The sequence below is a fragment of the Urbifossiella limnaea genome, assembly GCF_007747215.1.
GTDB lineage: Bacteria > Planctomycetota > Planctomycetia > Gemmatales > Gemmataceae > Urbifossiella > Urbifossiella limnaea.
This window is the reverse complement of the sequence record NZ_CP036273.1, coordinates 467,334-492,906: the sequence shown is the minus strand read 5'-3', so window position 1 is coordinate 492,906 and position 25,573 is coordinate 467,334. Positions and strand designations below refer to the sequence as shown.

Annotated in this window: 21 protein-coding genes and 2 tRNA genes; 13 read left to right on the top strand and 10 right to left on the bottom strand. The window is 72.0% G+C overall.

The genetic code is table 11. The features are described 5' to 3' along the window. Window positions 1-29: 29 nt before the first annotated feature. Window positions 30-2,540 carry a DUF1549 domain-containing protein gene (locus ETAA1_RS02120; RefSeq protein WP_145233896.1) on the bottom strand — a complete coding sequence of 837 codons (2,511 nt, stop codon included), beginning with the start codon at window positions 2,538-2,540 and terminating at the stop codon, window positions 30-32. A gap of 148 nt (window positions 2,541-2,688) precedes the next feature. Continuing rightward, on the bottom strand, window positions 2,689-3,111 hold the full coding sequence (locus tag ETAA1_RS02115) for an HU family DNA-binding protein (protein WP_145233894.1): 423 nt from the start codon (window positions 3,109-3,111) through the stop codon (window positions 2,689-2,691). Window positions 3,112-3,386: 275 nt separating this feature from the next. Between ETAA1_RS02115 and ETAA1_RS02110 the strand changes: the two genes are divergently transcribed. The 8 genes from ETAA1_RS02110 to ETAA1_RS02080 all read left to right on the top strand — a co-directional run bounded on the left by ETAA1_RS02110 (window position 3,387) and on the right by ETAA1_RS02080 (window position 8,656). Next, window positions 3,387-3,458: transfer RNA gene (locus tag ETAA1_RS02110), tRNA-Gly, on the top strand. A gap of 135 nt (window positions 3,459-3,593) precedes the next feature. Then, window positions 3,594-5,084 (top strand): trigger factor, encoded by a 1,491-nt coding sequence (gene tig / locus ETAA1_RS02105; protein WP_145233892.1) that lies wholly within the window; start codon window positions 3,594-3,596, stop codon window positions 5,082-5,084. A 125-nt stretch (window positions 5,085-5,209) separates the two neighbouring features. Further along, window positions 5,210-5,866: a ClpP family protease gene (locus ETAA1_RS02100; protein ID WP_145233890.1), complete on the top strand. Its 657-nt coding sequence runs from the start codon at window positions 5,210-5,212 to the stop codon at window positions 5,864-5,866. A 205-nt stretch (window positions 5,867-6,071) separates the two neighbouring features. Beyond that, the gene (locus ETAA1_RS02095) at window positions 6,072-6,683 is read left to right on the top strand and encodes an ATP-dependent Clp protease proteolytic subunit (RefSeq protein WP_145233888.1); all 612 of its coding nucleotides are present in this window, start codon (window positions 6,072-6,074) and stop codon (window positions 6,681-6,683) included. 106 nt (window positions 6,684-6,789) lie between these two features. Continuing rightward, a complete protein-coding gene (locus ETAA1_RS02090; RefSeq protein WP_145233886.1) occupies window positions 6,790-7,509 on the top strand; it encodes a hypothetical protein in 720 nt (239 codons plus the stop codon). Between the two features lie 502 nt (window positions 7,510-8,011). Continuing rightward, window positions 8,012-8,314 carry a hypothetical protein gene (locus ETAA1_RS02085; protein WP_145233884.1) on the top strand — a complete coding sequence of 101 codons (303 nt, stop codon included), beginning with the start codon at window positions 8,012-8,014 and terminating at the stop codon, window positions 8,312-8,314. 21 nt (window positions 8,315-8,335) lie between these two features. Then, window positions 8,336-8,408 (top strand) — tRNA-Ile (locus ETAA1_RS31390). 62 nt (window positions 8,409-8,470) lie between these two features. Next, window positions 8,471-8,656: a hypothetical protein gene (locus ETAA1_RS02080; protein ID WP_145233883.1), complete on the top strand. Its 186-nt coding sequence runs from the start codon at window positions 8,471-8,473 to the stop codon at window positions 8,654-8,656. Between the two features lie 189 nt (window positions 8,657-8,845). On the opposite strand, the gene ETAA1_RS02075 is transcribed toward ETAA1_RS02080, so the two are convergent. Together ETAA1_RS02075 and ETAA1_RS31385 are read right to left on the bottom strand one after the other, a co-directional pair. Next, window positions 8,846-10,150, bottom strand: coding sequence for a hypothetical protein (locus tag ETAA1_RS02075; protein ID WP_145233881.1), 1,305 nt, complete (start codon window positions 10,148-10,150; stop codon window positions 8,846-8,848). A 108-nt stretch (window positions 10,151-10,258) separates the two neighbouring features. After that, a complete protein-coding gene (locus ETAA1_RS31385; protein ID WP_202920598.1) occupies window positions 10,259-12,046 on the bottom strand; it encodes a hypothetical protein in 1,788 nt (595 codons plus the stop codon). 399 nt (window positions 12,047-12,445) lie between these two features. Between ETAA1_RS31385 and ETAA1_RS02065 the strand changes: the two genes are divergently transcribed. Together ETAA1_RS02065 and ETAA1_RS02060 are read left to right on the top strand one after the other, a co-directional pair. Then, on the top strand, window positions 12,446-14,407 hold the full coding sequence (locus ETAA1_RS02065) for a type II and III secretion system protein family protein (protein ID WP_145233879.1): 1,962 nt from the start codon (window positions 12,446-12,448) through the stop codon (window positions 14,405-14,407). Window positions 14,408-14,549: 142 nt separating this feature from the next. Next, window positions 14,550-15,329: a tetratricopeptide repeat protein gene (locus tag ETAA1_RS02060; RefSeq protein ID WP_145233877.1), complete on the top strand. Its 780-nt coding sequence runs from the start codon at window positions 14,550-14,552 to the stop codon at window positions 15,327-15,329. 123 nt (window positions 15,330-15,452) lie between these two features. On the opposite strand, the gene ETAA1_RS02055 is transcribed toward ETAA1_RS02060, so the two are convergent. The 3 genes from ETAA1_RS02055 to ETAA1_RS02045 all read right to left on the bottom strand — a co-directional run bounded on the left by ETAA1_RS02055 (window position 15,453) and on the right by ETAA1_RS02045 (window position 19,058). After that, window positions 15,453-15,860: a hypothetical protein gene (locus tag ETAA1_RS02055; RefSeq protein WP_145233875.1), complete on the bottom strand. Its 408-nt coding sequence runs from the start codon at window positions 15,858-15,860 to the stop codon at window positions 15,453-15,455. A gap of 40 nt (window positions 15,861-15,900) precedes the next feature. Then, complete coding sequence (locus ETAA1_RS02050) at window positions 15,901-16,863, bottom strand: ribose-phosphate diphosphokinase (RefSeq protein ID WP_145233873.1); 963 nt, start codon at window positions 16,861-16,863, stop codon at window positions 15,901-15,903. 122 nt (window positions 16,864-16,985) lie between these two features. Then, window positions 16,986-19,058: a serine/threonine-protein kinase gene (locus ETAA1_RS02045; RefSeq protein WP_145233871.1), complete on the bottom strand. Its 2,073-nt coding sequence runs from the start codon at window positions 19,056-19,058 to the stop codon at window positions 16,986-16,988. Between the two features lie 276 nt (window positions 19,059-19,334). Here ETAA1_RS02045 and ETAA1_RS31380 point away from each other — a divergent pair, with 276 nt between their 5' ends. The 3 genes from ETAA1_RS31380 to ETAA1_RS02030 all read left to right on the top strand — a co-directional run bounded on the left by ETAA1_RS31380 (window position 19,335) and on the right by ETAA1_RS02030 (window position 24,210). Beyond that, complete coding sequence (locus tag ETAA1_RS31380) at window positions 19,335-19,811, top strand: hypothetical protein (protein ID WP_202920597.1); 477 nt, start codon at window positions 19,335-19,337, stop codon at window positions 19,809-19,811. A gap of 456 nt (window positions 19,812-20,267) precedes the next feature. Next, window positions 20,268-22,667, top strand: a complete 2,400-nt coding sequence (gene katG, locus ETAA1_RS02035; RefSeq protein WP_145233869.1) for a catalase/peroxidase HPI — start codon at window positions 20,268-20,270, stop codon at window positions 22,665-22,667. Between the two features lie 79 nt (window positions 22,668-22,746). Further along, window positions 22,747-24,210: a cryptochrome/photolyase family protein gene (locus tag ETAA1_RS02030; RefSeq protein WP_145233867.1), complete on the top strand. Its 1,464-nt coding sequence runs from the start codon at window positions 22,747-22,749 to the stop codon at window positions 24,208-24,210. A 7-nt stretch (window positions 24,211-24,217) separates the two neighbouring features. Here ETAA1_RS02030 and ETAA1_RS02025 read toward each other — a convergent pair whose 3' ends face one another. The 3 genes from ETAA1_RS02025 to ETAA1_RS02015 are packed head-to-tail and all read right to left on the bottom strand — an operon-like array spanning window position 24,218 to window position 25,564. Further along, window positions 24,218-24,685, bottom strand: coding sequence for a nucleoside deaminase (locus ETAA1_RS02025; protein ID WP_145233865.1), 468 nt, complete (start codon window positions 24,683-24,685; stop codon window positions 24,218-24,220). Between the two features lie 14 nt (window positions 24,686-24,699). Next, entirely contained in the window at window positions 24,700-25,143 is a 444-nt protein-coding gene (locus ETAA1_RS02020) for a hypothetical protein (RefSeq protein WP_202920596.1), read from the bottom strand. Next, the gene (locus tag ETAA1_RS02015; RefSeq protein WP_145233863.1) at window positions 25,136-25,564 is read right to left on the bottom strand and encodes an alkyl hydroperoxide reductase; all 429 of its coding nucleotides are present in this window, start codon (window positions 25,562-25,564) and stop codon (window positions 25,136-25,138) included. The genes ETAA1_RS02020 and ETAA1_RS02015 overlap by 8 nt, the downstream gene beginning before the upstream one ends. Window positions 25,565-25,573 lie beyond the last annotated feature (9 nt).

Below are 25,573 nucleotides of genomic sequence, written 5' to 3'. Positions count from 1 at the left end.
GGGGCCGGTCGCGGCCCCCGAACCTCATCCTACTGGTTGAACACGAACTCCTTCGTGTTCAGCAGCGCCCACAGGATGTTCTCGTAGGCGATCCGCTTCCCGGCGGCGCCCATGTGCTTCGCCTCCATGTCGCGGACGTGGGCCAGCGCCGCGGTCAGGTCGGCCTCCGTCGGCGTCCGCGCGAACGCCCAGCGGAACAGCTCCGTCACCTTCTCGCGGTCCGGCCGCATGTCCGCCGCCAGCGTCGCGGCGCGGCCGCCCGGGCGCGTCACCTTCCCCTGAATCTCGTCGCTGTTGAGCAGGTGCAGCGCCTGGGCGAGGTTCGCCTCGTTCACCCGCTCGCACTCGCACGCGCTGATCCGCTGCGGCCGGCCGAACACGTCCAGGAAGTAGCTCGTGAACGACTCGTCCGGCAGCATGATCGCCCGGCCCGGCGCGTTCTTGTCCTTCGGCAGGCCGTTGAACCCGCCCGGGCTGTCCGTCACCTGGTTCACCGCGTCCAGCAGCACCTCGGCGCTCACCCGCCGCGGGTAGAACCGGGCGTAGGCCTGCTTGTCCAGCTTGTTGAAGTCGTTCGGGGCGCTGCTGAGCTGGTACGTCCGGCTCTTGCAGATCGTGCGGATCAACGACTTCAGGCTGTAGTTGTTGTCGGTCAGGTTCTTGGCCAGCGCGTCGAGCAACTCCGGGTTCGACGGCGGGTTCGTGATCCGCATGTCGTCCAGCGGGTCCACGATGCCGCGGCCGAAGAAGTGGGCCCAGTAGCGGTTCGCCACGGCCTTGGCGAAGAACGGGTTGCTCTTGTCCGTCATCCAGTCGGCGAGCTTCTCGCGCGGGTCGCCGTCGAACGTCTCCATCGGCTGGCCGTCCAGCGGGCGGATCTCGGCGGCCTTGTTCGTCCGCTTGTTCGTGACCGAGCCCGACGACCGGGTGAAGATCACCTGCGTCTTGTTGTCGTTGTTATTGGGGTTGCTGCTCGGCAGGCGCAGCTCCTTGCGGCCGACCTTGCCGAAGAACGCCGCCAGCCCCCAGTAGTCGTCCTGGCTCCACTTCTCGTACGGGTGGTGGTGGCAGTTGGCGCACGCCAGCCGCTGCCCCAGGAACACCTGGCCCACGTCGTCCACGAAGTTCTCGGGCGTCGTGAGCTCCTTGTACCACACCACCGCCGGGTTGCGGCGCTCGTCGCCCGTCGCCGTCACGATGCCGCGGACGAACTCGCTGTACGGGGTGTCGTTGGCCATCGCGAGGCGGATGTGTTCGTGGAACGCGAACGTGCCGGCGGCCCGGTTCGCCTCGCCGCGGCGCTTCACCCGCAGGATGTCGGCCCACTTGTTGGCGAAGAAGTACGCGTACTCCGGCGTCTCCAGCAGCCGGTCTACCAGCTTCTCGCGCTTCTTGGCGTCCGCGTCCGCCACGAACGCCGCCACCTGCGCCGGCGTCGGCAGCGAGCCGGTGATGTCGAGCGACACGCGGCGGATGAACTGCTCGTCGGTGCACAGCTCCGACGGCACGAGGCCCAGCTCGCGCCACTTCTTCGCGGTGTGCTGATCGACCACGGTCTGAGCGGGGAACTGCCACTCGGGCGTCTTCTGGCCGAGCGGCACGGTGATGCGGGTGACCGTCACCATCCCCTGGAAGCGGGCCATGATCGCCGCCTCGCCGCTGAGCTGGTTCGTGCGGACCTGGCCCCCCTCGGTCACGGCCGCGACCTCGCCGTCGTTGCTCTCGAACTGCGCCCGCCGGGTCACGTCCTCGGTGGTGCCGTCGGAGTAGTGGGCGTAGGCGGCGATCTGCTGGGTGGCGTTGCGGGTCAGGATGCGGTGCTCGGGGAACACGCTGATCTTCACGACCTTCGGGTCCGTCTCGTTGCCCCACGGCATCCCGGCGGCGATCCAGCGGCGCACCACCTTGTACTCGTCCGACTCGGGCTCCATCTTCTTGCCGCCGCCGTGCGGCGAGCGGCCGGTCGCCTTCGTGAGGAACAGGCTGGCGTCCGGGTTGGCCGGGAACAGCCGGCGGCCGCGGCCCTCCTTCACGAGCGTCATGTAGTCCAGGTCGGGCTCGAAGCCGAGGAGCGACAGGCGGAAGCCGTTCTGCCCGGCGATCTTGCCGTGGCACCCGCCGCTGTTGCAGCCGAGCCGCGTGAAGATCGGCACCACCTGGTTCGTGAAGTTGAGCGGCAGGTTCACCCCGACGTTTCGCGCCTCGACCGGCAGGCGGGCGGTGTGCGCCCCGAACGCGATCGTGATCTCGCCGGCGCCGTCGGTCTTGGCCTGGACGCGGCCGGTGGCGCTGACGGTCGCGGTGGCGTTGGCGACGGCGTAGCGGGCGACGTGCGTCAGGTCCACGAGCCGGCCGTCGGCGAGCGTGCCGGTGACGACCAGTTGCGCGGCGTCGTCCGTCCCGTTGAGCGCGACGCGGGCCGGGTGGACGGCGACGGCCTTCACGTCGTTCGGGTTGGGGGCGTCCTGCGCGGCGGCGGGCGACGCCAGGGACGCGAGTGCGATCAGGACCGCCGCGAGGCGGGGGGGCGGGAGCGGCATGGACACGACCCTCGGAAGGGCGGGTAGGCGGGGGGACGCGCCGCGGGGCGCGGGCAGGCAGTGGGTGTATTGTCGTCTACGGGCGGGCGGCGTGCAAGGGGGAAGGCGGAAAGCGGAAAGGCGGGCGGCGGCCCGCCGCCCGACCTGGTCACCCCGTCGCGCCGACCGGCTCCGGCGCCTCGTTGGCCGACGGCACCGGCAGGTCCGGCGTGTCGCCCGCGTCGTCGTCGGGCTTGGCGCGGCGCGTCTTCCGCTTCGGGTCGGCCACCTTCGCCAGCCGGACGCGCTCCTCCATCTCCTTACCCGGCTGGAACGTGACCACGTTCTTCGACGCCACGTCGACGCGCTCGCCGGTGCGCGGGTTGCGCGCCTTCCGCGGCTTGCGCTGCTTCACCTCGAAGACGCCGAAGTTGCGCAGCTCGATGCGGCCGTCGGAGACGAGGGTGTCGATGATGGCGTCGAAAGTCCACTGCACCAATTCCTTGGTCGCCAGCTGCGTCAGGTTCCCCTTGAGGAGCTTTTCCTTGTTCGCCTTCTCGCACAGCTGGCGGACGATTTCTTTCTTGGTCACGGAAGCAGTCCCCCGCTGGTCTGGGCTCGCACCGGTAACCGGCTGGTCGTTTTCAAAGTCTAGATAGGGCAAGGAGTAGTGTCAAGGAAATAGGCCGGCCCCGGGGGACAGGGGACCGGGGACAGGGAACGGGACACCAGCTCCTGCCCACTCAGTTCCGGTCTCCTGTTCCCTGCCCCCGTTCCCCTGTCCCCTGTCCACACGCACGTGGCGCGATATTCTCCCTTGAAGCCGCGGCGGCACCGGCATACAGTGCTGGGTGCAGTGGTAGTAATGCGGGTGTAACTCAGTGGTAGAGTACCTCGTTGCCAACGAGGTTGTCGTGGGTTCAAGTCCCATCACCCGCTCTTAGCCACAGTCTGCCGGGCCGGGAAGTCGCGGGCACTTGGCGGGATACAATGCCCGCCGCCCACCGCTTCCCGGCCCTTGTGTTTTTACCCCCCAACCCCGCACCCCGACGCGGCGACCACGGAGGAGCCCCGATGGCCGACGAACCCACCCCCGACACCACCGACGAGGGCAGCGCCACGGCCGTCGCCGAGGGGCCGGTCAAGCTCGTCCAGACGGTCGAGATCAAGGACGTCGGCCCGTGCAAGAAGCACATCAAGGTCACCGTCGAGCGGAAGCAGATCGACGAGCGGTTCGACGAGAAGTTCAGCGAGATCACGCTCTCCGACCAGCCCACGGTCCGCGGCTTCCGCCCCGGTAAGGCGCCGCGGAAGATGATCGAGAAGCAGTACTACCCGGCCGTGGCGCAGGAGGTGAAGACGCAGGTCCTCATGGCCAGCCTCGAGCAGCTGGCCGACGAGCAGGACATCTCGCCGCTGTCGCCGCCGGACCTCGACCCGGACGCCATCGAGATCCCGAAGGAAGGCCCGTTCGTCTACGAGTTCGACATCGAGGTCCGCCCCGAGTTCGACCTCCCCGACTACAAGGGGCTGAAGCTCCGCCGGCCGACGCACACCTACAACGCCGACGAAATCGCCGCCGAGAAGAAGCGGCTGCTGGAGCCCTACGGCCAGCTCGTGCCGAAGGAAGGCGACAACCCCACAGTCGCGCTCGACGACACCGTCACCGCCGACGTGGAGATCAAGTACGGCGACAAGCTGCTGAACCAGCTCAAGGAGGTCCGCTTCAAGGTCGAGCCGCGGCTGGCGCTGTCGGACGGCGTGGCCGAGGACTTCGGCGAGAAGCTGACCGGCGCGAGGGCCGGCGACGTGCGCACGGTGGACATCGTGCTGTCGCAGGAGCTGGCGAACCCGAGCATGCGCGGCCAGAAGGTGCAGGCCACGTTCACCGTCCACGACGTGAAGACGATCCGCCCGCCGGAGCTGACGCAGGACCTGCTCGAGGGCGCGTTCGGCGTGACGACCGCGGACGGGTTCGACGAGCTGGTCGGCACGCTGCTGAACCGCCGGCTGGAGTACACGCAGCGGCAGGAGGCCCGCAAGCAGGTGCTGGAGAAGATCGCCAGCTCGGCGACGTGGGAACTGCCGCAGGACATGCTCCGCCGGCAGGCCCGCAAGACGCTGCAGCGGCGGGTGATGGAGATGAAGAACGCCGGCATGTCCGACGCCCAGATCGCCGGCAAGCGGCGCATCCTGGAGCAGGACGTGGTGGCGAGCACCGCCGCGGCGCTGAAGGAGCACTTCGTGCTCCAGAAGGTGGCCGAGGTGGAGAAGCTGGAGATCGAGGACAGCGACCTGGAGGCCGAGATCGACCGCATCGCCGACCAGTCGGGCGAGAGCCCGCGCAAGGTCCGCGCCCGGTTCGAGAAGGACGACCTGATGGAGGCGCTGGCCACCGACCTGCTGGAGCGCAAGGCGCTGGACCTGATCCTGGAGTCGGCGACGTTCGAGGAGTACGAGCTGACGGCCGCGGAGAAGGCCGAGCAGGCCGGCGTGGTGGCGACGGTGCAGGCCGCGGCGGCCCCGGACGAGCAGGCTCCGGCCGAGGCGCCGACCGAGGGTTGACCGTCCGCGTAAAGTGCAGATGACCCCCGAGGGATGAGGGATGCGGGACGAGGGATGAACGCCGACTCGGGCATTCATCCCTCGTCCCGCGTCCCTCATCCCTCTCCGAGAAAGGGTGACGCCTGATGTTCCCTCCCTTCGATCCGACGGCCGCGGCCGGCCCGATCCAGCCGCTGTTGCAGCGCGGCAACTACTCCCGCCAGCGCACGATGACGCTGGCGGACCTGCTGCTGGAGAACCGCATCGTCTTCGTCGGCAGCAGCCCGGAGACCGGCGGCAGCTCGGTCATCAGCGACTACCTGGCCAACCTGACGATCCAGAAGCTCTTGTACCTCCAGTACGAGAACAAGACCGCCGACATCCACATGTACATCAACAGCCCCGGCGGGTCGGTGTCCGCCACGCTGGCGCTGTACGACACGATGCAGTTCCTGGAGTGCCCCATCCTGACGTACTGCATGGGGATCGCCGCCAGCGGCGCGGCCATCCTGCTGGCCGCCGGCACCGCCGGCAAGCGGTACGCCCTGCCGAACTCGAAGGTGATGATCCACCAGCCCTACGGCCAGGTCGGCGGGCAAGTGTCGGACATCGAGATCCAGGCCAACGAGATCCTGAAGGAGCGGTCGCGGCTGAACGAGATCCTGGCGAAGCACTGCAAGCAGCCGCTGGAGGCGATCGCCCGCGAGACGGACCGCGACAAGTACTACAGCGCCCAGGAGGCGAAGGCGTTCGGCCTCGTCGACGAGGTGCTGGAGAAGCCGGCGGACGCGGTGAAGAAGTAAGTCGATCCTGAGCCGGCCCCGTCAGGGGTCGGAGCGTTGAACCACTCCGACCCCTGACGGGGCCGGCTCAGATCACCCGAACCGCACAGTCGCCAAGTCCGGCCGGTGCCGCCCGAAAGCCGCCCGGCCCGTTCCCATACCCTGATACGCCGCCGGCCCGCCGCCCGATACCAGACGGCGCGGCGGGCCGCCCGGAGGACCGACCATGCCGCTCGTGCCGATCGTGGTGGAGAGTCGCGGCCGCGAGGAACGCGCCTACGACATCTACAGCCGACTGCTGAAGGACCGCATCATCTTCCTGCAGGGCGTCGTGCAGGACGACATGGCCAACCTGATCGTGGCCCAGATGCTGTTCCTCCAGTTCGACGACCCGAAGCGCGACATCCACCTGTACATCAACAGCCCCGGCGGGAGCGTGACGGCGGGCATGGCGATCTACGACACCATGCAGTTCGTCACCTGCGACGTGGCGACCTACTGCATGGGCCAGGCCGCCAGCATGGGGGCGATGCTCCTCACCGCCGGCACCAAGGGGAAGCGGTTCGCCCTGCCGAACGCCCGGGTGATGATCCACCAGCCGCTCGCCGGCTCGGAGGGCACGACCGAGGAAATCCTGATCCACGCCAAGGAGTTCCTGCGGACGAAGAAGACGCTGAACCTGCTGCTGGCGAAGCACTCGGGGCAGCCGCTCGAGGTGATCGAGAAGGGGACCGACCGCGACAACTTCATGTCGGCGATGGAGGCCCGCGAGTTCGGGCTCATCGACAAGGTGCTGGAGCGGATGCCGGCCGAGCTCGGAGCCCGACCGGCGGAGTGACCGCCGGGAATGACCAATGACCAATGACCCACCAATGACCAAGGAAGGCAGGGCCGGATCGCCCCTGGTCATTGGTGGGTCATTGGTCATTGGTCATTGGCGGCGTGTGGGGCTCGCCCTGACGCTCGCCCTGACCGGCTGCAAGCCGAACAAGCGCTACGACCTCATCGAGGCCGAGCTCCGCACCCGCGACCGCGAGCTGGCCGCCACCCGCCAGCAGCTCGACGCCACCCGCAACCTCAACCGCGCCTACGAGCACCAGCACCCGGCCGGCTTCCCCGGCGCGCCGCCGGGCCTGCCCACGGGGGCCGGCGCGGCCGTGTTCGTGCGCGAGATCGCCGTCGGCCGCGGCACCGGCGGCGTGGACGACGACGGCACCCCCGGCGACGAGGCGCTGATGGTCGTCATCGTGCCGTCGGACGAGGACAAGTCGGCGGTGAAGGTGCCGGGCCGGGCGACGATCGCCGCGTGGGAGGTCACGCCGCAGGGGCTGAAGCAGCCGATCGGCACCTGGGAGCTGACGCCCGAGCAGCTGCGGCCGACGTGGCGGAACGGCCTCATCACGACCGGCTACTTCGTCCGCCTGCCGTGGCAGACGCCGCCGACGACGGGCAAGGTGCGCGTCGCGGTGCGGCTCACCACCACCGACAACCGCGCCTTCGAGGCCGACCGCGACGTGACGGTGCGGCCGATGCTCGGGGCGCGGCCGGCGGCGGTGGCTCCGGGCCGCGAGCTGCTCCTGCCGGGGACGGCGCCGCCGGCCGCCGTCGAGGAGCTGCCGCCGCCGTCCGGCGCCCCGGCGGCGCGGCTGCTACCCCCGCGGTGAGCCACTTCTGCTCGCCCGGAATGATTCTTCCGGCCGGGGGGGTCGATCCCCGGCAACATGTCACCGACTCATAAAAAAGTTGGTTCGATCCAGCCGCCGGCCTGGCGAACGGCGCAGGCCGTGCCACGCACACGGGTTGCGTCCGTGACCTCGAAGGCGACGGGCAGAACCGCCGGTCGGTGGGAGCACGGATGATTCTCCCGGCACGGCACCATCGGCGAGCAGACCAGGAGTCCGTCAAGCGGGTACTGGCGGCCGAGTGGCGGCCAGCGTCGATCGCCCGGTCGCAACGGTCGATGAAGTAGGCGGGCATGGACGGCTGCCGGATGGTGGGACGCACACTTACGCAAATTCGCGACCCGACCCAAGATCAATTCGTGCCTTGCCCTTGCAGACGGAACATCCGGCTATTTTACCCGGACGGCTCGTGGTATGCTGAGTCGTTGGGGCGGCCGGCACGGTACGCGACAGTCACGCCTGTGCTTCCACGAACGAGGATTTCTTGAGCAACAGCCCGGGCAACCGACGGTTCTTCGCCGCTCTCGTCGTGCCGTTCGTCCTCGTCGTGGGGCTGGCTTGCCGGTGGGAATCGTGGGACTACCTCGGCCCCGACGGCACGTCCGTGTTCCACTACCGGGGGCTTCTCCTGCCCTGGCAGCAGGCCCCGGCCCCGCCGACCGGGGCGGTGGTGAGCAACGTGGTCGTTCAGAAGTGGAGCTACTTCGGCCTCAACCGGTTCGACACCTCGGGGCCGCCGGCGAATGTCACGAGCCCGGCCGGCCCGCCGGACGGTAGCAAGCGCTGAGGGCGCCTGGCGAGGCGATTCGCGGGGGTGGAGTAGATAGTCAACTCGCCGGGCTAATCCCCCGGAGCCGTGGGTGCGACACCCACCCCCCGCGCTTCCCAGTTGCCGCCCCACGTATAAAGACTGTCCCCTCTCTCTCTACCCGCGGAGGCACTTGTGGCACGAAAGTACGACCCGGCGAAGCTCAGTAAGGCGGCGGCGGACTACGACCTCCACCACGCCCTCGTCGCCGCCGTCCGGCGCCTCGCCCGGCTGGCCGGCGGGCCGCAGGAGGCGAAGGACGTGATCGACGCCGTCGCGGCGGCCGACGCGATCGAGGAGAAGGAAGACGAGGCCAAGTAGGCTCGGTCGAGCACGACCGCGGTACCCCCGGCCGGCCCTCGTGGCTGGCCGGGCTTCGTTATTCACCTCGTCGGGTCGGTCCGTGGGCGGGCCGGTCGCCTCGCCGCCCCGGCCGAACTCGACCTGTCCCACCGTCACACCCGCCCCCGTCGACGCCGGTCCGCCGAGCATGCGCAGCGGGGCCTCCGCCTAATTCACCGGCCGGACGTACTCGCCCCGCATGAACCCGCTGTCGGCGGGGGCCGCGTAGCGGATCGCCAGGTCCGGCGTCTCCAGCCGGCGCGAGCCGGTCGCCCGCGACTCCAGCGCGTAGTCCAGCACGCCGCCGGTCAGCTGCGTCCGCTCCGCCGGGTACGGCGGCCGGCCCGTCGCCACGAACCGCTCGGCGTGACTCGCCAGCGCCTCCAGGAACGCCGCTCCCGGCGGCGGGGGCAGGTAGAACAGCGTCGAAACCGGCCGCGGCTGCCCGGCGATGCGGCCCGCGAACGCCTCGTCGGCGACGTGGCCGTCGAGTTGCAGCACGGTGGCCTTGAAGCCGTCGCGGTACTCGACGTGGAAGGCGATCGGGCCGGGCACGACGTGGCCCCACGCCGCGGGCCGCTGGAAGCGGCGGCAGTTGGCGCGGATGTCGCCGGCGTTCCGCGACGGGCAGCGGCCGACGGCGTGTTCGAGCAGCTCCCACGACCACAGGCCGTCGTCGCCGGCCTTCCACACCGCGTCGCCCTGGAGGCCGGTCACGGCCGCCACGCCCTGCTCCGTCGCGCCGGCCGGGAGGCGCCGCTCCGCCATGCACTGCAACGCTTCGAGGGCGTGGATGCCGTAGATCTCCAGCTCGCCGCGCGACACCAGCAGCGCGTCGGTGAGCTTCGACCCGAGCGGCAGTTCGAGCTCGGGGCGGCGCCACGTCACCGGCAGGCTGGAGCCGGCCATCAGGCCGAAGCCCATCTTCTTCGCCGTCGCCACCATGTCGGCGGCCTTCGCCCGGTCGTAGCTGAGGTGCTTGTCGCAGAACACCGGCACGGTCTTCCCGCTCCGCTCGAAGACGCGGACGATTTGCTGGAAGTAGTCGTGCCGCGGGTAGAGCTTCTGGCCCCTCGCGTTGTACGGGTAGTCGCCGTGCTCGCAGATGAGCAGCACGGCGTCCACGGCGAGGCGGCCGGTGCCGAGCGTCAGGGCGTCCTCGATGGTGGGGGCGAGGCGGAAGCCGTGCTCGCGGGCCAGCTCCGGGGCGAGGTTGCGCGTCGGCTGCTCGACGTAGCAGCTGGCGACGCCGAAGTCGGGGAAGTGGTGGGCGTCGCCGACCATGTAGCCGTCGAGGAAGCGGCCGGCGATGTGGTAGGCGTGCGACAGGTACCAGTAGACGGAGGCGACGACGGCGACCTTCTTCTCGGCGGGCCGGGGGCGCTTCGGCGGGCGGGTGCGCGGGCCGGGCTGTGCGGCGAGCGCGGACGGCAGCAGGGCGGCGGACGCGAGGAAGGCGCGGCGGGTGGACACGGGGCGGGCCTCCGGGGGGTGCCGGGGGTAGCGTAGCCGCCGGAACGGCCGAAGCCCACCCGCGCGGGCGGGTGGGCTTCGGCGGGCGACCGGGACTCGACCCGCGGGTCAGCGGATGACGCCGCCGCCGTACCCGCCGATGCCACCGATCCCGCCGAACCCGCCGCCGAATCCCCCGCCGAACCCGCCGATGCCGCCGCCCCCGCCGCCGGCCGCCGACTGGACGCGGGTGTCGTAGACGGCGTCGATGTCGGAGTAGCGGAGCCCCTCGGCCCGGCTGCCGCCGATGACGACGCGGTCGGGGGTCACCCCGGCGCCGGACAGGGCCGCGATCAGGGCGGCGCGGCGGCGGCCGTCGAGGTCGGGGTTGCCGCTCGGCTCGACGCGGACCGGCGCCCCCAGCACGCCGAGCCGGCGGACGATGCCGTCGAGGTGCCGCAGCCCGCTCGGGGTCAGCTCGGCGGCGCCCTGGAACCACTCCTCCTCGAACACCACGAAGTACTCGGCCAGGGCGTTCAGCCGCATCTGGTCGGTGAACGACCGCAGGTTCGCGCCGACCGGCGGCACCCAGGTCGCCGGCACGTGGACGCACCAGTTGTCGTGCCCGCGGTGCCCGTGGCCGCAGGCGTTGGTGGCGCACGCCGCCGTCGGGGCCGCGACGGGGGCCACCGGCACCATCGTCGGCCCGGCGTGCGTCGGAAGCGGCGTGTGCGCCGTGACCGGCGCCGGGGTGGGCGGGGCGGCCTGCGGCAGCGCCACCGGCGCGTCGGACGGCGGCTGGGCGACGACGTACGTCGGCCGCGGCGCCGGGCGCGGCGCGGGCGGCAGCGCGACCGGGGCCGGCGGCGTCACGGCGACGGGCGTCGTCCGGGTCGGCATCGGAGCCGGCATCGAGGCCGGCGCCGCGGTGCGGGCGAAGTCCCGGTGCTCGACCGGCGCCGCGGGCTGGGCGACGACCATCGCCTGCGGCACGGCCGGCGTTGCGGGCCGCTCGCTCGCCACCGGCATCGGCCGCGGCGGCACCACCGGCGTGCCCGGCATCGACACCGGCGCCGGCGCGGCGACGACCGGCATCGGCCGCGGCGGCACCACCGGTGTGGTCGGCATCGGCATCGGCGCCGGTGCGGCGACGACCGGCGCGGCGACGACCGGCATCGGCCGCGGCGACACCGCCGGCGTGGCCGGCATCGGCGCCGGTGCGGCGACGACCGGCATCGGCCGCGGCGGCACCACCGGCGTGGTCGGCATCGGCATCGGGGCCGGAGCGGCGACGACCGGCGCGGCGACGACCGGCATCGGCCGCGGCGGCACCGCCGGCGTGCCCGGCATCGACACCGGCGCCGGAGCGGCGACGACCGGCACGGGCGGTGCCGCCGGCGGGGTCACGGCCGTGACAGCCGCCGCCGGGGAGACGGTCCGCGGCGCGGGTGCGACGGTCGGCGTCGGCGGCACCACCGGCGTCGCGGCGACCGCGGGCATCGGCAGCGGCGCGGCGACGGGCGGCGTCGGCGCGGTCACGACCGACCCGCCGACCGGCACGTACCGGACGGTCGGCCCGGCGCCGTCGCCGGCGTCCACGAGCACGGCCCGCATCTTCTGGGCGGGTGCGGCGGCGGCCGGCGGCGGCGGCGGCGTCGGCGTCCCGTAGCGCGGCACGTACTGCACGGTCGGCCCGGAGCCGTCGCCAGCGTCCACGAAGACGGCCTTCATACCGGGGCCGGCCGCGGCGGGCGGCGCCTTCACGGCCGACTCCAGCCGCACGACCGGCGACCCGCCGGCGGCGGGCTCGGCCGTCCGCAACTTCGTCTGGCCGCTCACCCCGACCGGCACCGCGGCCGCGCCGAACAGGCCGGCCAGCACCCACCGCCAGCGGTTCCGCCGCGCCCGTTCGGTCATCGCCTGATCCTCCGGAATTGGTCCGAGCCGCATCAGCATCCGGTATCGACAGCAGAACCCGCAAACTTGACCAGACCCGCACGACCCGGCCGCGGCGTCCGGAGTACGGGTCGAGTCCGCGAGGCCCGACTTGCGAGACCCCGCGCCGCCGGCGCCCATCCCGCCCAGTCACCGATCTCCCCGGCGGCAGTGGGAAAAACTTCGCCGGAACCGTGCGGAATCGCCGGAAGACTGCTTGACACACCCGTCGTATCCGTTATTCCCGGCACATTCGTTGACCAATAGCTGCCGCGTGGGGCGTGGGGGAACGCCCGCCGGCCGCAGCCGGATGCCCGGAGGGAACCGGCCGACGCGGGAAGCCGCCGGCCGGTCCGGGGTCGACGCCAGGGGGATTTCAGGATGACGCGCACGAGTTGCCCAGCCGACGTGCCGCGGTGCACCGGCCTCGTCCGGGTCGGCGGGTTCGCCGCCCTCTTCCTGCTGGGCGCGGCGGTCCTCGACGTCGGCAACGCGGCCGGCCTCGCCCAGCCGCCGGCCCCCGAGCCGCTCCGGCTCGGCATCCCCGGCCCGATCACCCCGGCCGTCCTCCAGCAGCCGATGCAGCCGCTGCCGGCGCCGGGCGTCCTGCCCGGGGCGGGCAAGGGGCCGTCCCCCGGCTACATCGGGCCGCTCAGCAGCCCGCTCATGTCGGCCGCCCCGCCGGGCCTCGGCGGCTCGCCGAAGCTGACCGCGGCGGCGCAGGAGAAGCTGGCCAAGTACGTGGCCAAGCTGATCGACCCCGAGACCACCCTCGACCTGGCCGCCGGGCAGACGCGCGTCCTCGTGCTGAAGGGCACGCCCGCCCGCGTCCAGGCCGGCGACGAGAGCATCGCGTCCGTCAACGTGCTGTCGCCGAAGGAGCTCATCATCCAGGGGAAGGGCGTCGGCGCGACCGTGCTCAACATCTGGTTCGCCGACCCGAACGACCCGGCCAAGACGGAGTCGCTGTCGTACCTCGTGCGGGTCTTCCCCGACCCCGAGGCGAAGGAGCGGCTCGACCGCGCCTACCAGGCGCTGGAAGCGGACCTGAACAAGTTCTTCCCCGACAGCCGCGTCAAGCTCCGCGTGCTCGGCGACAAGCTCGTCGTCAGCGGCCGCGTCCGCGACTTCGTGCAGGGCGGGCAGGTGCTCCAGGTCGTGCGCTCGAACATGCAGGGCGCGGGCGGCACCGCCGGCGGCGTCACCCCGATCGCCGGCGGCGGCGTGGCCGGGCAGGTCCCCGTGCTGTCCCCGCCCGGCGGCCCGACCGACCCGACCGGCGCCACGCAGGCGCCGAGCCTGGACGTGTTCCGCAACGCCGGCGGGCCGAACGTCATCAACCTGCTGGAGGTCGCCGGCGAGCAGCAGGTGATGCTGCGGGTGGTGGTGGCCGAGGTGAACCGCGCCGCGGCCCGCACCGTCGGCCTGAACTTCGCCGTCACCACCAACCAGGGGCTGACGGTGTTCGCCAACAAGACCGGCCCGGTGATCGGCGGCCTCCCCGGGGTCAGCGGGCTCGGCGGGCTCGGCGGGTTCGGCGGGGCCGGCGGTCAGATTGCTCAGGGCGGGGCCATCGCCAACCTCCCGTTCGTGACCGACGCCGGCCGGCTGCCGTTCGCCCTGGCCGCCCTCAAGACGCTCTCGTACGCCAAGTCGCTGGCCGAGCCGAACCTGGTGGCCATGAACGGGCAGTCGGCCAACTTCCTGGCCGGCGGCCAGTTCCCGGTCCCCATCATCGGCGGGTTCGGGGGCGGGGCGTTCGGCGGCGGCGGCCTCCAGGGCGTCCAGTTCGTCCCGTACGGGGTGCAGCTGAGCTTCACCCCGTTCATCACCGACCGGGACCGCATCCGGCTGGTGCTGAACGCCGCCGTGAGCAGCCGCGACCTGAACTCCGGCACCAACATCGGCGGCGGGACCGTGGCCGGGCTGAACACCCGGCAGGTGAACACGACGGTCGAACTCCGGCAAGGGGAGACCCTGGCGGTCGCCGGGCTGATCCAGACCAACCACGGGGCCGATTCGAGCCGGGTGCCGTTCATCGGCGACATCCCGGGGCTGGGCCAGCTCACCGGCGTCACCAAGACGTCGGCCGGGGAGCAGGAGCTGGTGATCTTCCTGACGCCCGAACTGGCCCGCCCGCTCGACGCCGACCAGCACGTCACCCTGCCGGGGCACGAGATCCTCGACCCGACGGACGTGGAGTTCTACCTGTTCGGCCGGATCGAGGGCCACTGCCGCGACTTCCGCAGCCCGATCCGCACCGACTGCAGCCGGATCAAGCAGTTCTACCGGGCCGAGGGCGTGAACCTCGCCGGGCCGACGGGCTACACCCCGCTGCCGTAGCGAACGGATGGGTGGGCAAGGTGACTGGCTCCGCATGAAGGGGTGACGGGGTGACGGGGTGAAGGGGTGACAACCGGGGGGGCGTATTCGTCACCCCTTCACCCCGTCACCCCGTCACCCCTTCACGCAGCACGGGTGAGCTATGCGTCCGATCGCTCTGCTGATCACCGCGCTGGCGCTTCCAGCGTCCGGGTGCCTGACGGCCGGCGGCGGCGGGGTGCCGGCGTGGCTCGCCGCCAAGACCGATTCGCCCCTCGTTCCCAGCGGCCCAACCGGTCCGGCGTCGGCGGCGCCGCCGAAGGCGACGGAGCTGGCCCCGAACGAGTCGGCGGCGCTGACGCTGGCGATGGCCGAGGGGCTCGAGAAGGACGGCAAGGACGCCGACGCCGCCGCGTGCTACGAGCGCGCCCGGCAGCTCGACCCGAGCGTGGCCGACCGCGCCGCCCACCGCCTCGCCATCCTGTACGACCGCAACGACGAGCAGGCCAAGGCGATGGCCGAGTTCACGTCGCTGCTGAAGAAGCGGCCGCGCGACGCCGCCCTGCTGTGCGACGTCGGCTACAGCCACTACAACCGCGGCCGCTGGGCCGAGGCCGAAGTCCACCTGCGGAAGGCCGTGGCCGCCGACCGCACGAGCAAGCGGGCGTGGAACAACCTCGGCCTGGCGCTGGCGATGCAGGGGAAGGAGCGCGAGGCCCTCGAGTGCTTCGAGAAGGCGGTGACGCCGGCCGAGGCGCAGGCGAACCTCGGGTTCTGCCTCGCGGTACAGGGGAAGCGCGACGAGGCGAAGGCGGCGTATCAGCGGGCGCTGAACCTGGAGCCCGCGCTGCGGATGGCGCAGGCGGCGCTGGCCCGCCTGGAGGCACCGCCGACGGCGCCGGGCGCGGGGCTGACGCTGCCCGACGTGCCGCCGGGCGAGTAGGGCGGCGCCCGACAAGACACTTCAACCCGGCGAGCCGGGAGCGTGAGCGACCGGAGTCCGAGGCGCATCGATGCGCCTCGGACTCCGGTCGCTCACGCTCCCGGCTCGCCGCACCGCCCGCCGTCACCACAGGTCGAACGCCCCGCGCCAGCCCACCGCCAGGCCGAGCACCCGGAGCATCACCATCAGCCCGCCGGCCACCAGGCCGGCGATCGCCAGCGCCCGGCCGTCGCGTGTGCGGAGGCCGATCAGCCCGCTCACCACGGCGCCGGCGCTCATGACGAGCGACAGCGGGCCGAGGCAGCAGGTGATGATCCCGAGCAACCCCAGGATGAGCGACAGCACGCCGAACAGCGGGGTGCCGCCGCGCTTCGGCCGCGGCGGCTCGTCGTCGGGCTCGCGGCCGCCGGGGTCCATCACCGGCACGAACGCCCGGCCGCACGCCCCGCACTCGACCGGGCGGTTGAGCAGCTCCCGCCCGACCGTCAGGTCGGCGTCGCAGCGCGGGCAGGTGACGGGGAGCTGGGGCATCGGCGAACGACGAATGACGAATGACGAATGACGAACGCCGTCAGTCGTTGAACAGCTCGCTGATCGACTGGTCCTCGTGGATGCGGCGGATGGCGTTCGCCAGCAGCGCCGCCACCGAGATCACCTTGATGTTCGGCAGCGCCCTCTCGGCCGGCAGCGGGATGCTGTCGGTGATGGCGATCTGCTCGATGCCGGCGTCGCGCAGCCGGTTCACCGCCTTGTCCACCAGCAGCCCGTGCGTCGCGCAGGCGTACACCTTCTTGCACCGGTGCTTGCGGGCAATTTCGATCGCCTTCACCATGCTGCTGCCGGTCGAGATCATGTCGTCGAACAGGACGACCGTCTTCCCCTCCACGTCGCCGATGAGGTGGGCCGCGGTCGTCTCGGTGGCGCTGGCGCGGCGCTTGTCCACGACGGCGATCTGCCCGCCGAGCCGGCCCTGGTACTTCAGCGCCTTCTTGACGTTCCCCTCGTCGGTGCTGAGCACCACCAGCTCGTTCGCCGGGATGCCGAGCGAGCGGACGTGGGCGGTGATCTCGTTCGAGGCGTACAGGTGGTCCACGGGGATGTTGAAGAAGCCCTGGATCTGCGCGGCGTGGAGGTCGAGGCAGAGGACGCGGTGGGCGCCGGCGGTGGTGAGGAGGTCGGCGACGAGCTTGGCGGTGATGGGGACGCGGCCGGTGTCCTTGCGGTCCTGGCGGGCGTAGCCGTAGTACGGGATCACGGCCGTGATGCGGGCCGGGCTGGCGCGCTTGAACGCGTCCAGCATGGTCAGCAGCTCCATCAGGTGCTGGTTGACCGGCGGGCACGTCGGCTGCACCAGGAAGACGTCGCGGCCGCGCACGTCCTCGTCGATGCGGACCATCGTCTCGCCGTCGGGGAAGCTGCCCAGGTTGATGTTCCCGAGCGGCACCCCGAGGTGCTTGGCGATGCCCTCGGCGAGCGGCTTGTTGGCCCGCCCGCTGAAGATTTTGAGCTTGTGAGTGCCGCCGTTACCGGTCACCGCGTCCCCCCGCCCGACGTGTCGGTGACGGCATTATGCGGGTTTGATGAGGACGGAGCAACCGACGAAAGCTGTCGCCGCTCGCGGCGTAGCGTTGCGGCGCTACGCCGCGAGCGGCGAAATCACTCCCGCAGCGCCGCCGCCAGCGCGTCGGCGAACGCGGCCGCGTGCTCGGGGCCGGCCGCCGTCACCACCCGGCCGGCCGTCCGCACCGGGGCGTCGTCGAGCGTGAACTGCGGCGCCGGGTAGGGCACCCCGAACCGGCCCGCGTACTGCTCCGAGTACGGGCTCCGGGCCACCGTTTTCCCGTCCAGCACGCCGTGCTTCGCCAGCACCAGCTGGCCCGTGCAGATGCCGCCGATCACCAGGTTCTTCTCCCGCGCCCGGCGGATCACCTGCCCCGTCGCCTGGCCCTTCGGCGACGGGCCGACGAACTCGCCCACGTCCTCGCCGACGAACACGAGCGCCCGCACCGGCGTCAGGTCGATGTCCGCGCCGAACACCAGGTCGGCGCGCACCGGCGGCGTCGGCGGGCCGTCCTTCTTCGGGTACGAGTACCCCGGCTCGAACGGGCCGAACGGCGGCGGCGGGCCGACGGCCACCTTCACCCCCACGCCCGCGGCTTCGAGCCGCTCGCGCACCGGCGCGTAGTCCGGCGGGTACAGCCCCTTCGTCGGCAGCACGAACAGCACCTGCGGCGGCGCCCCGCGCCACGGGTTCGGCGCCGGCTCCGTCGGCTTCGTCGCCGCCACCGACTTCGCGGGCGGCGCCGCGGCCGCCGCCCGCGGCGGCTCGGGCGTCGGCGTCGTGGCCGCGGTCGTCGGCGGCGGCTTCTTCAGCGCCGCGCGCACCACCAGCCCGCCGATCAGCACCGCGACCAGCACGCCGGCGAGCGCCGCCCACCGGGCCGGCGTCCACGCCGAGCGCGCCGCCTTCTTCCGCTTCTTCGCCGGCCTCGCCCGCACGATCACGTCCGTCGGCGGCGGGTCGGGCACGAGCGTGGACGCGGCCGGCGGCGTCACGGCCGGCGGCGCGGGGGCGAACGCCGCCTCGACCACCGGCTGCGTACCGGCGCCCTCCCCGCGGGCGTACGGGGCCAGCGCCGCGGCCACGTCGGCCGGCGTGGCGAACCGCGCCGCGGGGTCTTTCGCGGTCATCTTCGCCAGCACCAGTTCCAGCCCGCCGGGCACGTCGAGCCGGGTCGCGGCCAGCGACGGCTGCGGCTCCGTGGCGTGCGCCAGAATCTTGTCGAACACCGACCCCGCGCCCTCGAACGGCGCCCGGCCGGTGAGCAGGAAGTACAGCGTGCAGCCGAGCGAGTACACGTCGGCCCGGATGTCCACGGCCGCGCACCGGGCCTGCTCCGGGGAGAGGTAGTCCGGCGTGCCCATGATCATGTTCATGCCGGTCACCGCCGTCGGCGGCAGCCGCGTCGACGCACTCGACCCCTCGGGCGGGTGCTCGGCGGCGTCGCGGGCGAACCGCGCCAGCCCGAAGTCGAGCACCTTGACGTGCCCCTTGCGGGTGACCATCAGGTTCTGCGGCTTGATGTCGCGGTGCACCATCCCCTTGTCGTGGGCGTGCTGGAGCCCCTGCGCCGCCTGCCGGACGAACTGGCACGCCTGCGGGACCGGCAGCGGCCCCTTCTTCGCCACGAGCTTGTCCAGGCTCACGCCCTCGACGTACTCCATCACCAGGAAGTGCAGCCCGCCCGCCTCGCCGGCGTCGTGGGCGGTGACGATGTTGGGGTGGTTCAGCCTCCCCGCGGCGCTCACCTCCTTCTTGAAGCGGGCGACGGCGCTCGGCTTCTCGGTCAGGTGCGGGGCCATCACCTTCAGCGCGACGACGCGGCCCATCACCTTGTGCTCGGCCCGGAAGACGACGCCCATGCCGCCCTCGCCGAGCTGGTCCAGCAGCCGGTACTGCGGGTGGTCGGCCAGCACCGAGCGCGCGTCGGGGAAGGCCAGCACCGACGGCGTGCTCCCGGCCGGCGTGGCGTTCGTGCGGTCGTCGGGGGGCGTGCGCAGCTCGCGGAGCAGGCCGACGAGGCTGTCGTCGCGCACGTCGCCGAGCGCGGCGCAGCAGTCGGCGCAGGCCGCGACGTGGTCGGCGACGGTGGCGAGTTCGTCGGGCGGCAATTCCCCGCGGCCGAAGGCGCTGAGGGTGTCGGCCGGGGGGTGCGTGGCGGCGGTCACAGCGGCTCCTCCGCGGGGTGTAACAATAAGGATGGCACACGCGGGGGGGAATCTGTCAGGAATTCCGGGACGAGCGTCCTCCGGTCGCCGGCCGCGGATGATTCTCCGCCTCCCCCACCGGGGGGGGTCAGGAGAAGCATTGAGTCGATGCCACGAATGAACGTCGGACCGACGCGGCCCCTTGACCCCGCCGGCCGCGGCCGTTTAACCGACGGTACGCCGGGCCGGCGCGCCCTTCTCCCGGGCGCGCGGCCGGCGCACGCAGGAGGCAACGCGATGTACAGTCTGGTGCTGATGACGGCGATGGCCGGCGGGACGGACGTGCCGGCGTTCGGCAAGCGCAACGGGTGCGACGGCGGCTGCCACGGCACCGTGGCCGCGTCGAACGGGTGCGACGGCGGGCGGCGCGGGCTGTTCGGCCGGCGGCGCGGCTCCAACTGCTGCGGCGGCGGGGCCGTGGTGGTTCCGGCGGGCTGCTGCGGCGGGGTGCCGGCCGGCTGCACGGGCTCGGCGCCGGTGACGCCGACGCCGACGCCGAAGGCCACCACGCCGACGCCGACGCCGACGCCGACGCCGAAGGCCACCACGCCGACGCCGAAGGCCACCACGCCGGCGCCGACGCCGACGCCGACGCCGAAGGCCACCACGCCGACGCCGAAGGCCACCACGCCCGCTCCGCCGAAGTCGTCGACCGGGTCGGCGACGCCGCCGCCGGCGGCGCCGGCCCCGCGGCCGACCACGAAGATCGACTGAGTCGCCCGTTCCGCCGAGGCGGACGCGCTCCTTCCGCCGGCCCCGCGCTCCGACCGGAGCGCGGGGCCGGCCCGCATTCTGACCCCCGACCCTGCCGTCGCGGGTCCGATCGACGACATCCAGCCCGAACCATTTTCAGCTCTCGCCGCCGTGACCTCGGGATCGCCGGGGCGGCCCGCTCGGTCCATCCGGCGATAGCCCCCGCCTATGGCTCGCCGTGGGCGAGAGTGGTAAACGCGCGGTCTCACCGGCTACAGTGTGTGTGGAACCGTTCCGCAGTCCACACCCAGGAACCCAGGGCGAGCGCGTCTCGAAGTCGATCCGAATGCGAGGGTGAATCAGCCGGCCCGGGCTTGTGCGCCCGTTCTCCCCGAGCGCGCGAATCCACCCACGAGATGGATTCGCACTCGCCCGAATCGTGTGAGCCGGCTTCCAGCCACAAACTCCGGAGGGATCATGCCCCGAATCACTTACGTCGCCGGCGTCGCGGTGAGCTGTGCGGCGCTGTACGCCGCCGCTCCCATGCTCGCCCAGCCGCCCACCGCCCCGGCCGGCAGCCAGACCCCGCAACCCGCCCGACCGGCGGCCGGCGGCGCCGGCGACCTCGCCAAGTGCCCCGTGCTGGGTGCCCAGGCCGGGGCCGAGCAGCCGATGCCGGCCGGGCCGCAGCCGGCCGGGGCCGCCTACCAGAACAAGAACTGGTGGCCGAACCAGTTGAACCTGGACGTCCTTCACCGGCACTCGCCGAAGGGGAACCCGCTGGGCGAGAACTTCGACTACGCCGCCGAGTTCAAGAAGCTCGACCTGGCGGCCGTGAAGGCCGACCTCATGAAGTTGATGACGACCTCGCAGGAGTGGTGGCCGGCCGACTACGGCTCGTACGCGGGGCTGTTCATCCGGCTGGCCTGGCACAGCGCGGGGACGTACCGCGTCACCGACGGCCGCGGCGGCGCGGGGTCGGGCATCATCCGCCTCGCCCCCGTCGGCAGCTGGCCCGACAACGCCAACCTGGACAAGGCCCGCCGGCTCCTCTGGCCGATCAAGCAGAAGTACGGCCAGAAGATCTCGTGGGCCGACCTGATGATCCTCGCCGGCAACTGCGCCCTCGAGTCGGCGGGGCTCAAGACGATCGGCTTCGCCGGCGGCCGCGTGGACACCTGGGAGCCCGACGCGGACGTCTACTGGGGCGCCGAAACCAAGTGGCTCGACGACAAGCGCCACACCGCCGACCGCAAGCTCGAGCAGCCGCTCGGCGCGACCCAGATGGGGCTGATCTACGTCAACCCGGAAGGGCCGAACGGCAAGCCGGACCCGCTCGCCGCCGCCCGGGACATCCGCACCACGTTCGGCCGCATGGCGATGAACGACGAGGAGACGGTCGCCCTCATCGCCGGCGGGCACACGCTCGGGAAGGCCCACGGGGCCGCCCACCCGGACAAGCACGTCGGCCCCGAGCCGGAGCGGGCCGGGCTCGAGGAGCAGGGGCTCGGGTGGAAGAACTCGTTCGGCAAGGGGCGCGGCGCCGACACGATCACCAGCGGGCTCGAAGGCGCGTGGACGTCCACCCCGGCGAAGTGGTCCACCGGGTACTTCGACAACCTGTTCGGGTACGAGTGGAAGCTGATCAAGGGCCCCGGCGGCGCGTGGCAGTGGACCCCCACGGCCGACAAGGCCAAGGGGACCGTGCCCGACGCCCACGACCCGACGAAGTCCCACGCCCCGATGATGTTCACCACCGACCTCGCGCTCCGCATGGACCCGGCGTACGCCCGGATTTCCAAGCGGTTCCACGAGAACCCGAAGGAGTTCAACGCGGCCTTCGCGAAGGCGTGGTACAAGCTCACGCACCGCGACATGGGGCCCGTCTCGCGGCTGCTCGGGCCGGAGGTCGCCCCGCCGCAACTGTGGCAGGACCCCGTCCCGAAGGTCGATCACCCGCTGATCGACAACCAGGACATCGCCGCCCTCAAGAGCAAGCTCCTCGAATCGGGGCTGTCCACCTCGCAGCTGGTCGGGACGGCCTGGGCGTCGGCGTCGACGTACCGCGGCACCGACAAGCGCGGCGGCGCCAACGGGGCGCGCATCCGCCTCGCCCCGCAGAAGGACTGGAAGGCGAACCAGCCGGACGAACTCGCGAAGGTGCTGCAGATCCTCGAGAAGACGCAGACCGACTTCAACAAGACGCTGGCCGGCGGGAAGAAGGTGTCGCTCGCGGACGTCATCGTCCTCGGCGGCTGTGCGGCGGTCGAGCAGGCGGCGAAGAAGGGCGGGTACGCGGTGTCGGTTCCGTTCTTCCCGGGCCGTACCGACGCGACGCAGGAGCAGACCGACGCCGAGTCGTTCGCCGTGCTGGAGCCGACGTCGGACGCCTTCCGCAACTACTTCAGCCGGGAGCTGACACGTCCGGCGGAGGCGCTGCTGGTCGACCGCGCGAACCTGCTGACGCTCTCGGCCCCGGAGATGACCGTCCTCGTCGGCGGGCTGCGGGTGCTGAACGCCAACACCGGGGGGAGCCAGCTCGGCGTCTTCACCAAGCGGCCCGAGACGCTGACGAACGACTTCTTCGTGACCCTGCTCGACATGAACACCGAGTGGAAGAAGTCCGCGATCTGCGAGCACTTCTTCGACGGGCGTGACCCCAAGACGGGGCGGGCCAAGTGGACCGCCAGCTCCGCCGACCTCGTGTTCGGGTCGAACTCGCAGCTCCGGGCGATCGCGGAGGTGTACGCCGGCGACGACGCGAAGGAGAAGTTCGTGCGGGACTTCGTGGCCGCGTGGACCAGGGTGATGAACCTCGACCGCTTCGACCTCGACCCGGCGCTGCGGAGCGGCGCCCGGGCCGCGGCCCCCCGCTAACCCCGGCACTTTGGGTCGGCTTCGCAAGCCCCGACGGGCTTGCGGAGCCGACTCCGCTGCTCCACCTCCCGACGCGCCCATGCGAACCGCGGCCCTCGTCTACCCCCACCAACTCTTCGCCGACCACCCGGCGGTCGCCGGGGCCGACGCGGTCGTACTCGTGGAAGACCCGCTGTTCTTCACGCAGTACCGCTTCCACCGGCAGAAGCTGATCCTCCACCGGACGAGCATGAAGCGCTACGCCGCGGGGCTGCTCGCGGCCGGCGCCCGGGTCCACTACATCGAGGCCGCCGAGTTAGCGGACTCCGGGACCGTCGCGGCCCGCCTGGCGGGCTGGAAGGTCCAGGCGGCGCGCGTCGTGGACCCGTGCGACGATTGGCTGACACGCCGGCTGACCGCGGGGCTGCAGGCCCGCGGCATCCGCCTCGACCGGCTCGACGACCCCCACTTCCTGACCCCCGCGGGCGAGATCGACCGGTTCACCGCCGGCAAGGAGAGCCTGTACTTCACCGACTTCTACGTCGCCCAGCGGAAGCGCCTCGGCGTCCTGTTGGACGGCGGCAAGCCGGTCGGCGGGAAGTGGAGTTTCGACGCCGAGAACCGCAAGAAGCTCCCGAAGGGCGTAGCGGTCCCGCCGGCCCCGGCCGCACCCGAGGACGAGTTCGTTCGGGAGGCGCGCGAGTACGTCCGCGCCCGGTTTCCGAAATCGCTCGGCGACGACGAGCCGTTCCGCTACCCGACCGACCACGCCGGCGCGGCGGCGCGGCTCGACGACTTCGTCGCCCGGCGGCTCGACCGGTTCGGGGACTACGAGGACGCCATCCGCGCCGACCACGACGTCCTGTTCCACTCGGTGCTGACGCCGGTCCTCAACACCGGGCTCCTCGCGCCGCGGCAGGTGATCGACGCCGCCCTCGCCCGCGCCGGCCGCGTCCCGCTGAACTCGCTCGAAGGGTTCGTCCGCCAGGTGATCGGGTGGCGCGAGTTCGTCCGGCTCGTCTACCTCGCCCGCGGCCGCGGGCAGCGGACGCGGAACTTCTGGGGGCTGACCCGCGACGTGCCCGCGGCCTTCTACGACGGCACCACCGGCATCGACCCGGTCGACCACGTCGTCCGCCGGGTGCTGCGAACCGGGTACTGCCACCACATCGAGCGGCTGATGATCCTCGGCAACTTCCTGCTGCTGTGCGACGTGCGGCCGGACGCCGTGTACCGGTGGTTCATGGAGCTGTTCGTGGACGCCTACGACTGGGTGATGGTGCCGAACGTGTACGGCATGAGCCAGCACGCCGACGGCGGGCTGATGACGACCAAGCCGTACGTCAGCGGGTCGAACTACGTGCTCAAGATGAGCGACTTCAAGAAGGGGCCGTGGTGCGGCGTGTGGGACGCGCTGTACTGGCGGTTCGTGGACCGCAACACCGCCTTCTTCGCGGCCAACCCGCGGACGGCGATGATGGCGAAGTTGAAGGACCGGCTCGGCGAAAAGCTGGCGGCCCACCACCGCACCGCCGAGGAGTTCCTCGCCCGGCTTCACGGGTGACCGCCCGTCACCGGCCGGGGGCGGCGCGGGCCGCGGTCAGGAACAGCTCGTTGCACTCCGCCTCCAGCACCCCGCCGACCACCTCACACCGCCACCCCGGGGCGCGCCGCACGACCTCCTCAGCCGCGATGTCGATCTGCCGCCAGCCGGTGGCCGTCAGGAACCGGATGGACGTGCCGAAGACGACGGCCCCGATCCCGGCCCACAGGATCGCCCCCTGGCACATCGGGCACGGCTCGGCGGTCGTGTAGAGCACGAGCCGGGAGCTATCGATTCCGGGCTCGGACGCCACCAGCCGGTTGATCGCGTCGATCTCCCCGTGCCAGGTCGGGTTCTCGTCCGACCGGTTCCACCCCTCCGCCACGACCGCGCCGGAGGCGCGATCGACGACGACCGCGGCAAACGGCCGCTCGGGCACCCGGGCGGCCAGGGCGACGGCCCGGCGCATGGACCGCTCGTGATCGAGGTCGCTCATCGGCTTGCCTCCCGTCAGGATTGCGTGACCATCCACACGGCCAGAATTCCCCGCAAACTCCAGGCCGCCGTGCGCACCCAGTTGGTGGACACCAGCCGTCGGTGAACGCCCGGGTCGAAGGCCCGCGACAACCGCTCGTGACACGGAACCTGGACGAACCGGGTCGAGCCCCAGACGACCGCGAGGAGGGCCACGCCCGCGAGAGCCGCGGCGAGCGACACCCCCGCGGGCCGGACCCACAGGAGGGCGATTCCGGTGCCGAGTTCCACCAGCATCGGCGGCGCGACGACCCACGTGGTCCGCCGGGCGTGCGCCTGCTCGTACGCCACGAATTCCGCCCGCCCGACGCGGGCCATGAGCGGGTAGTGGACGACCTGCACGAACCAGATCAGCCCGACCAGGAACAGCGTGGCCGCGAGGTGGAGCAGCACCACCCCGCGGGCGATTTCGTCAGGCATCGGTCGCGGCCCCGGTCCGGCGGTGGTTCCGGAATGCCCCCCACAGGATGAGGGCGAACGGCACCCACCACAGAAGGTCGTTGGTCAGGATCGTCAGGCCGAACGCCGGCGGGAAGGTGCCCTTCGCGAGCGCGGCGGCGAAGCCGATCGGGCCGAACACCTTCCCCAACAGGCCGACGAGGACAATCGGCCAGTGGCGCCACGGGTCGGCGGCGGCCGCGAGGTAGCCCACCCCGTAGACGCCGACGATCATCCCGACGCACTGCCAGATCTCGGGGTAATTCAGGCGGGGGATGCCGCACAGGTCGAACAGCAGGTGGGGGACCGCGATCACGGTCGCGCCCCACGCGAGGTTGTACACCCCGGCGGCCCGGAGCCACCAGCGGGCCCACCCGGGTGGGTGCGTGCGGGTCGTGGTCATTCGCGCTCC

Coding starts and splice junctions, on each gene's coding strand:
- ETAA1_RS02065 (WP_145233879.1), top strand. CDS start 12,446: ATGACGCGCACGAGTTGCCCAGCCGACGTGCCGCGGTGCACCGGCCTC.
- ETAA1_RS02015 (WP_145233863.1), bottom strand. CDS start 25,564: ATGACCACGACCCGCACGCACCCACCCGGGTGGGCCCGCTGGTGGCTC.
- ETAA1_RS31380 (WP_202920597.1), top strand. CDS start 19,335: ATGTACAGTCTGGTGCTGATGACGGCGATGGCCGGCGGGACGGACGTG.
- ETAA1_RS31385 (WP_202920598.1), bottom strand. CDS start 12,046: ATGACCGAACGGGCGCGGCGGAACCGCTGGCGGTGGGTGCTGGCCGGC.
- ETAA1_RS02100 (WP_145233890.1), top strand. CDS start 5,210: ATGTTCCCTCCCTTCGATCCGACGGCCGCGGCCGGCCCGATCCAGCCG.
- ETAA1_RS02120 (WP_145233896.1), bottom strand. CDS start 2,540: ATGCCGCTCCCGCCCCCCCGCCTCGCGGCGGTCCTGATCGCACTCGCG.
- ETAA1_RS02020 (WP_202920596.1), bottom strand. CDS start 25,143: ATGCCTGACGAAATCGCCCGCGGGGTGGTGCTGCTCCACCTCGCGGCC.
- tig (WP_145233892.1), top strand. CDS start 3,594: ATGGCCGACGAACCCACCCCCGACACCACCGACGAGGGCAGCGCCACG.
- ETAA1_RS02095 (WP_145233888.1), top strand. CDS start 6,072: ATGCCGCTCGTGCCGATCGTGGTGGAGAGTCGCGGCCGCGAGGAACGC.
- ETAA1_RS02055 (WP_145233875.1), bottom strand. CDS start 15,860: ATGCCCCAGCTCCCCGTCACCTGCCCGCGCTGCGACGCCGACCTGACG.
- katG (WP_145233869.1), top strand. CDS start 20,268: ATGCCCCGAATCACTTACGTCGCCGGCGTCGCGGTGAGCTGTGCGGCG.
- ETAA1_RS02030 (WP_145233867.1), top strand. CDS start 22,747: ATGCGAACCGCGGCCCTCGTCTACCCCCACCAACTCTTCGCCGACCAC.
- ETAA1_RS02025 (WP_145233865.1), bottom strand. CDS start 24,685: ATGAGCGACCTCGATCACGAGCGGTCCATGCGCCGGGCCGTCGCCCTG.
- ETAA1_RS02060 (WP_145233877.1), top strand. CDS start 14,550: ATGCGTCCGATCGCTCTGCTGATCACCGCGCTGGCGCTTCCAGCGTCC.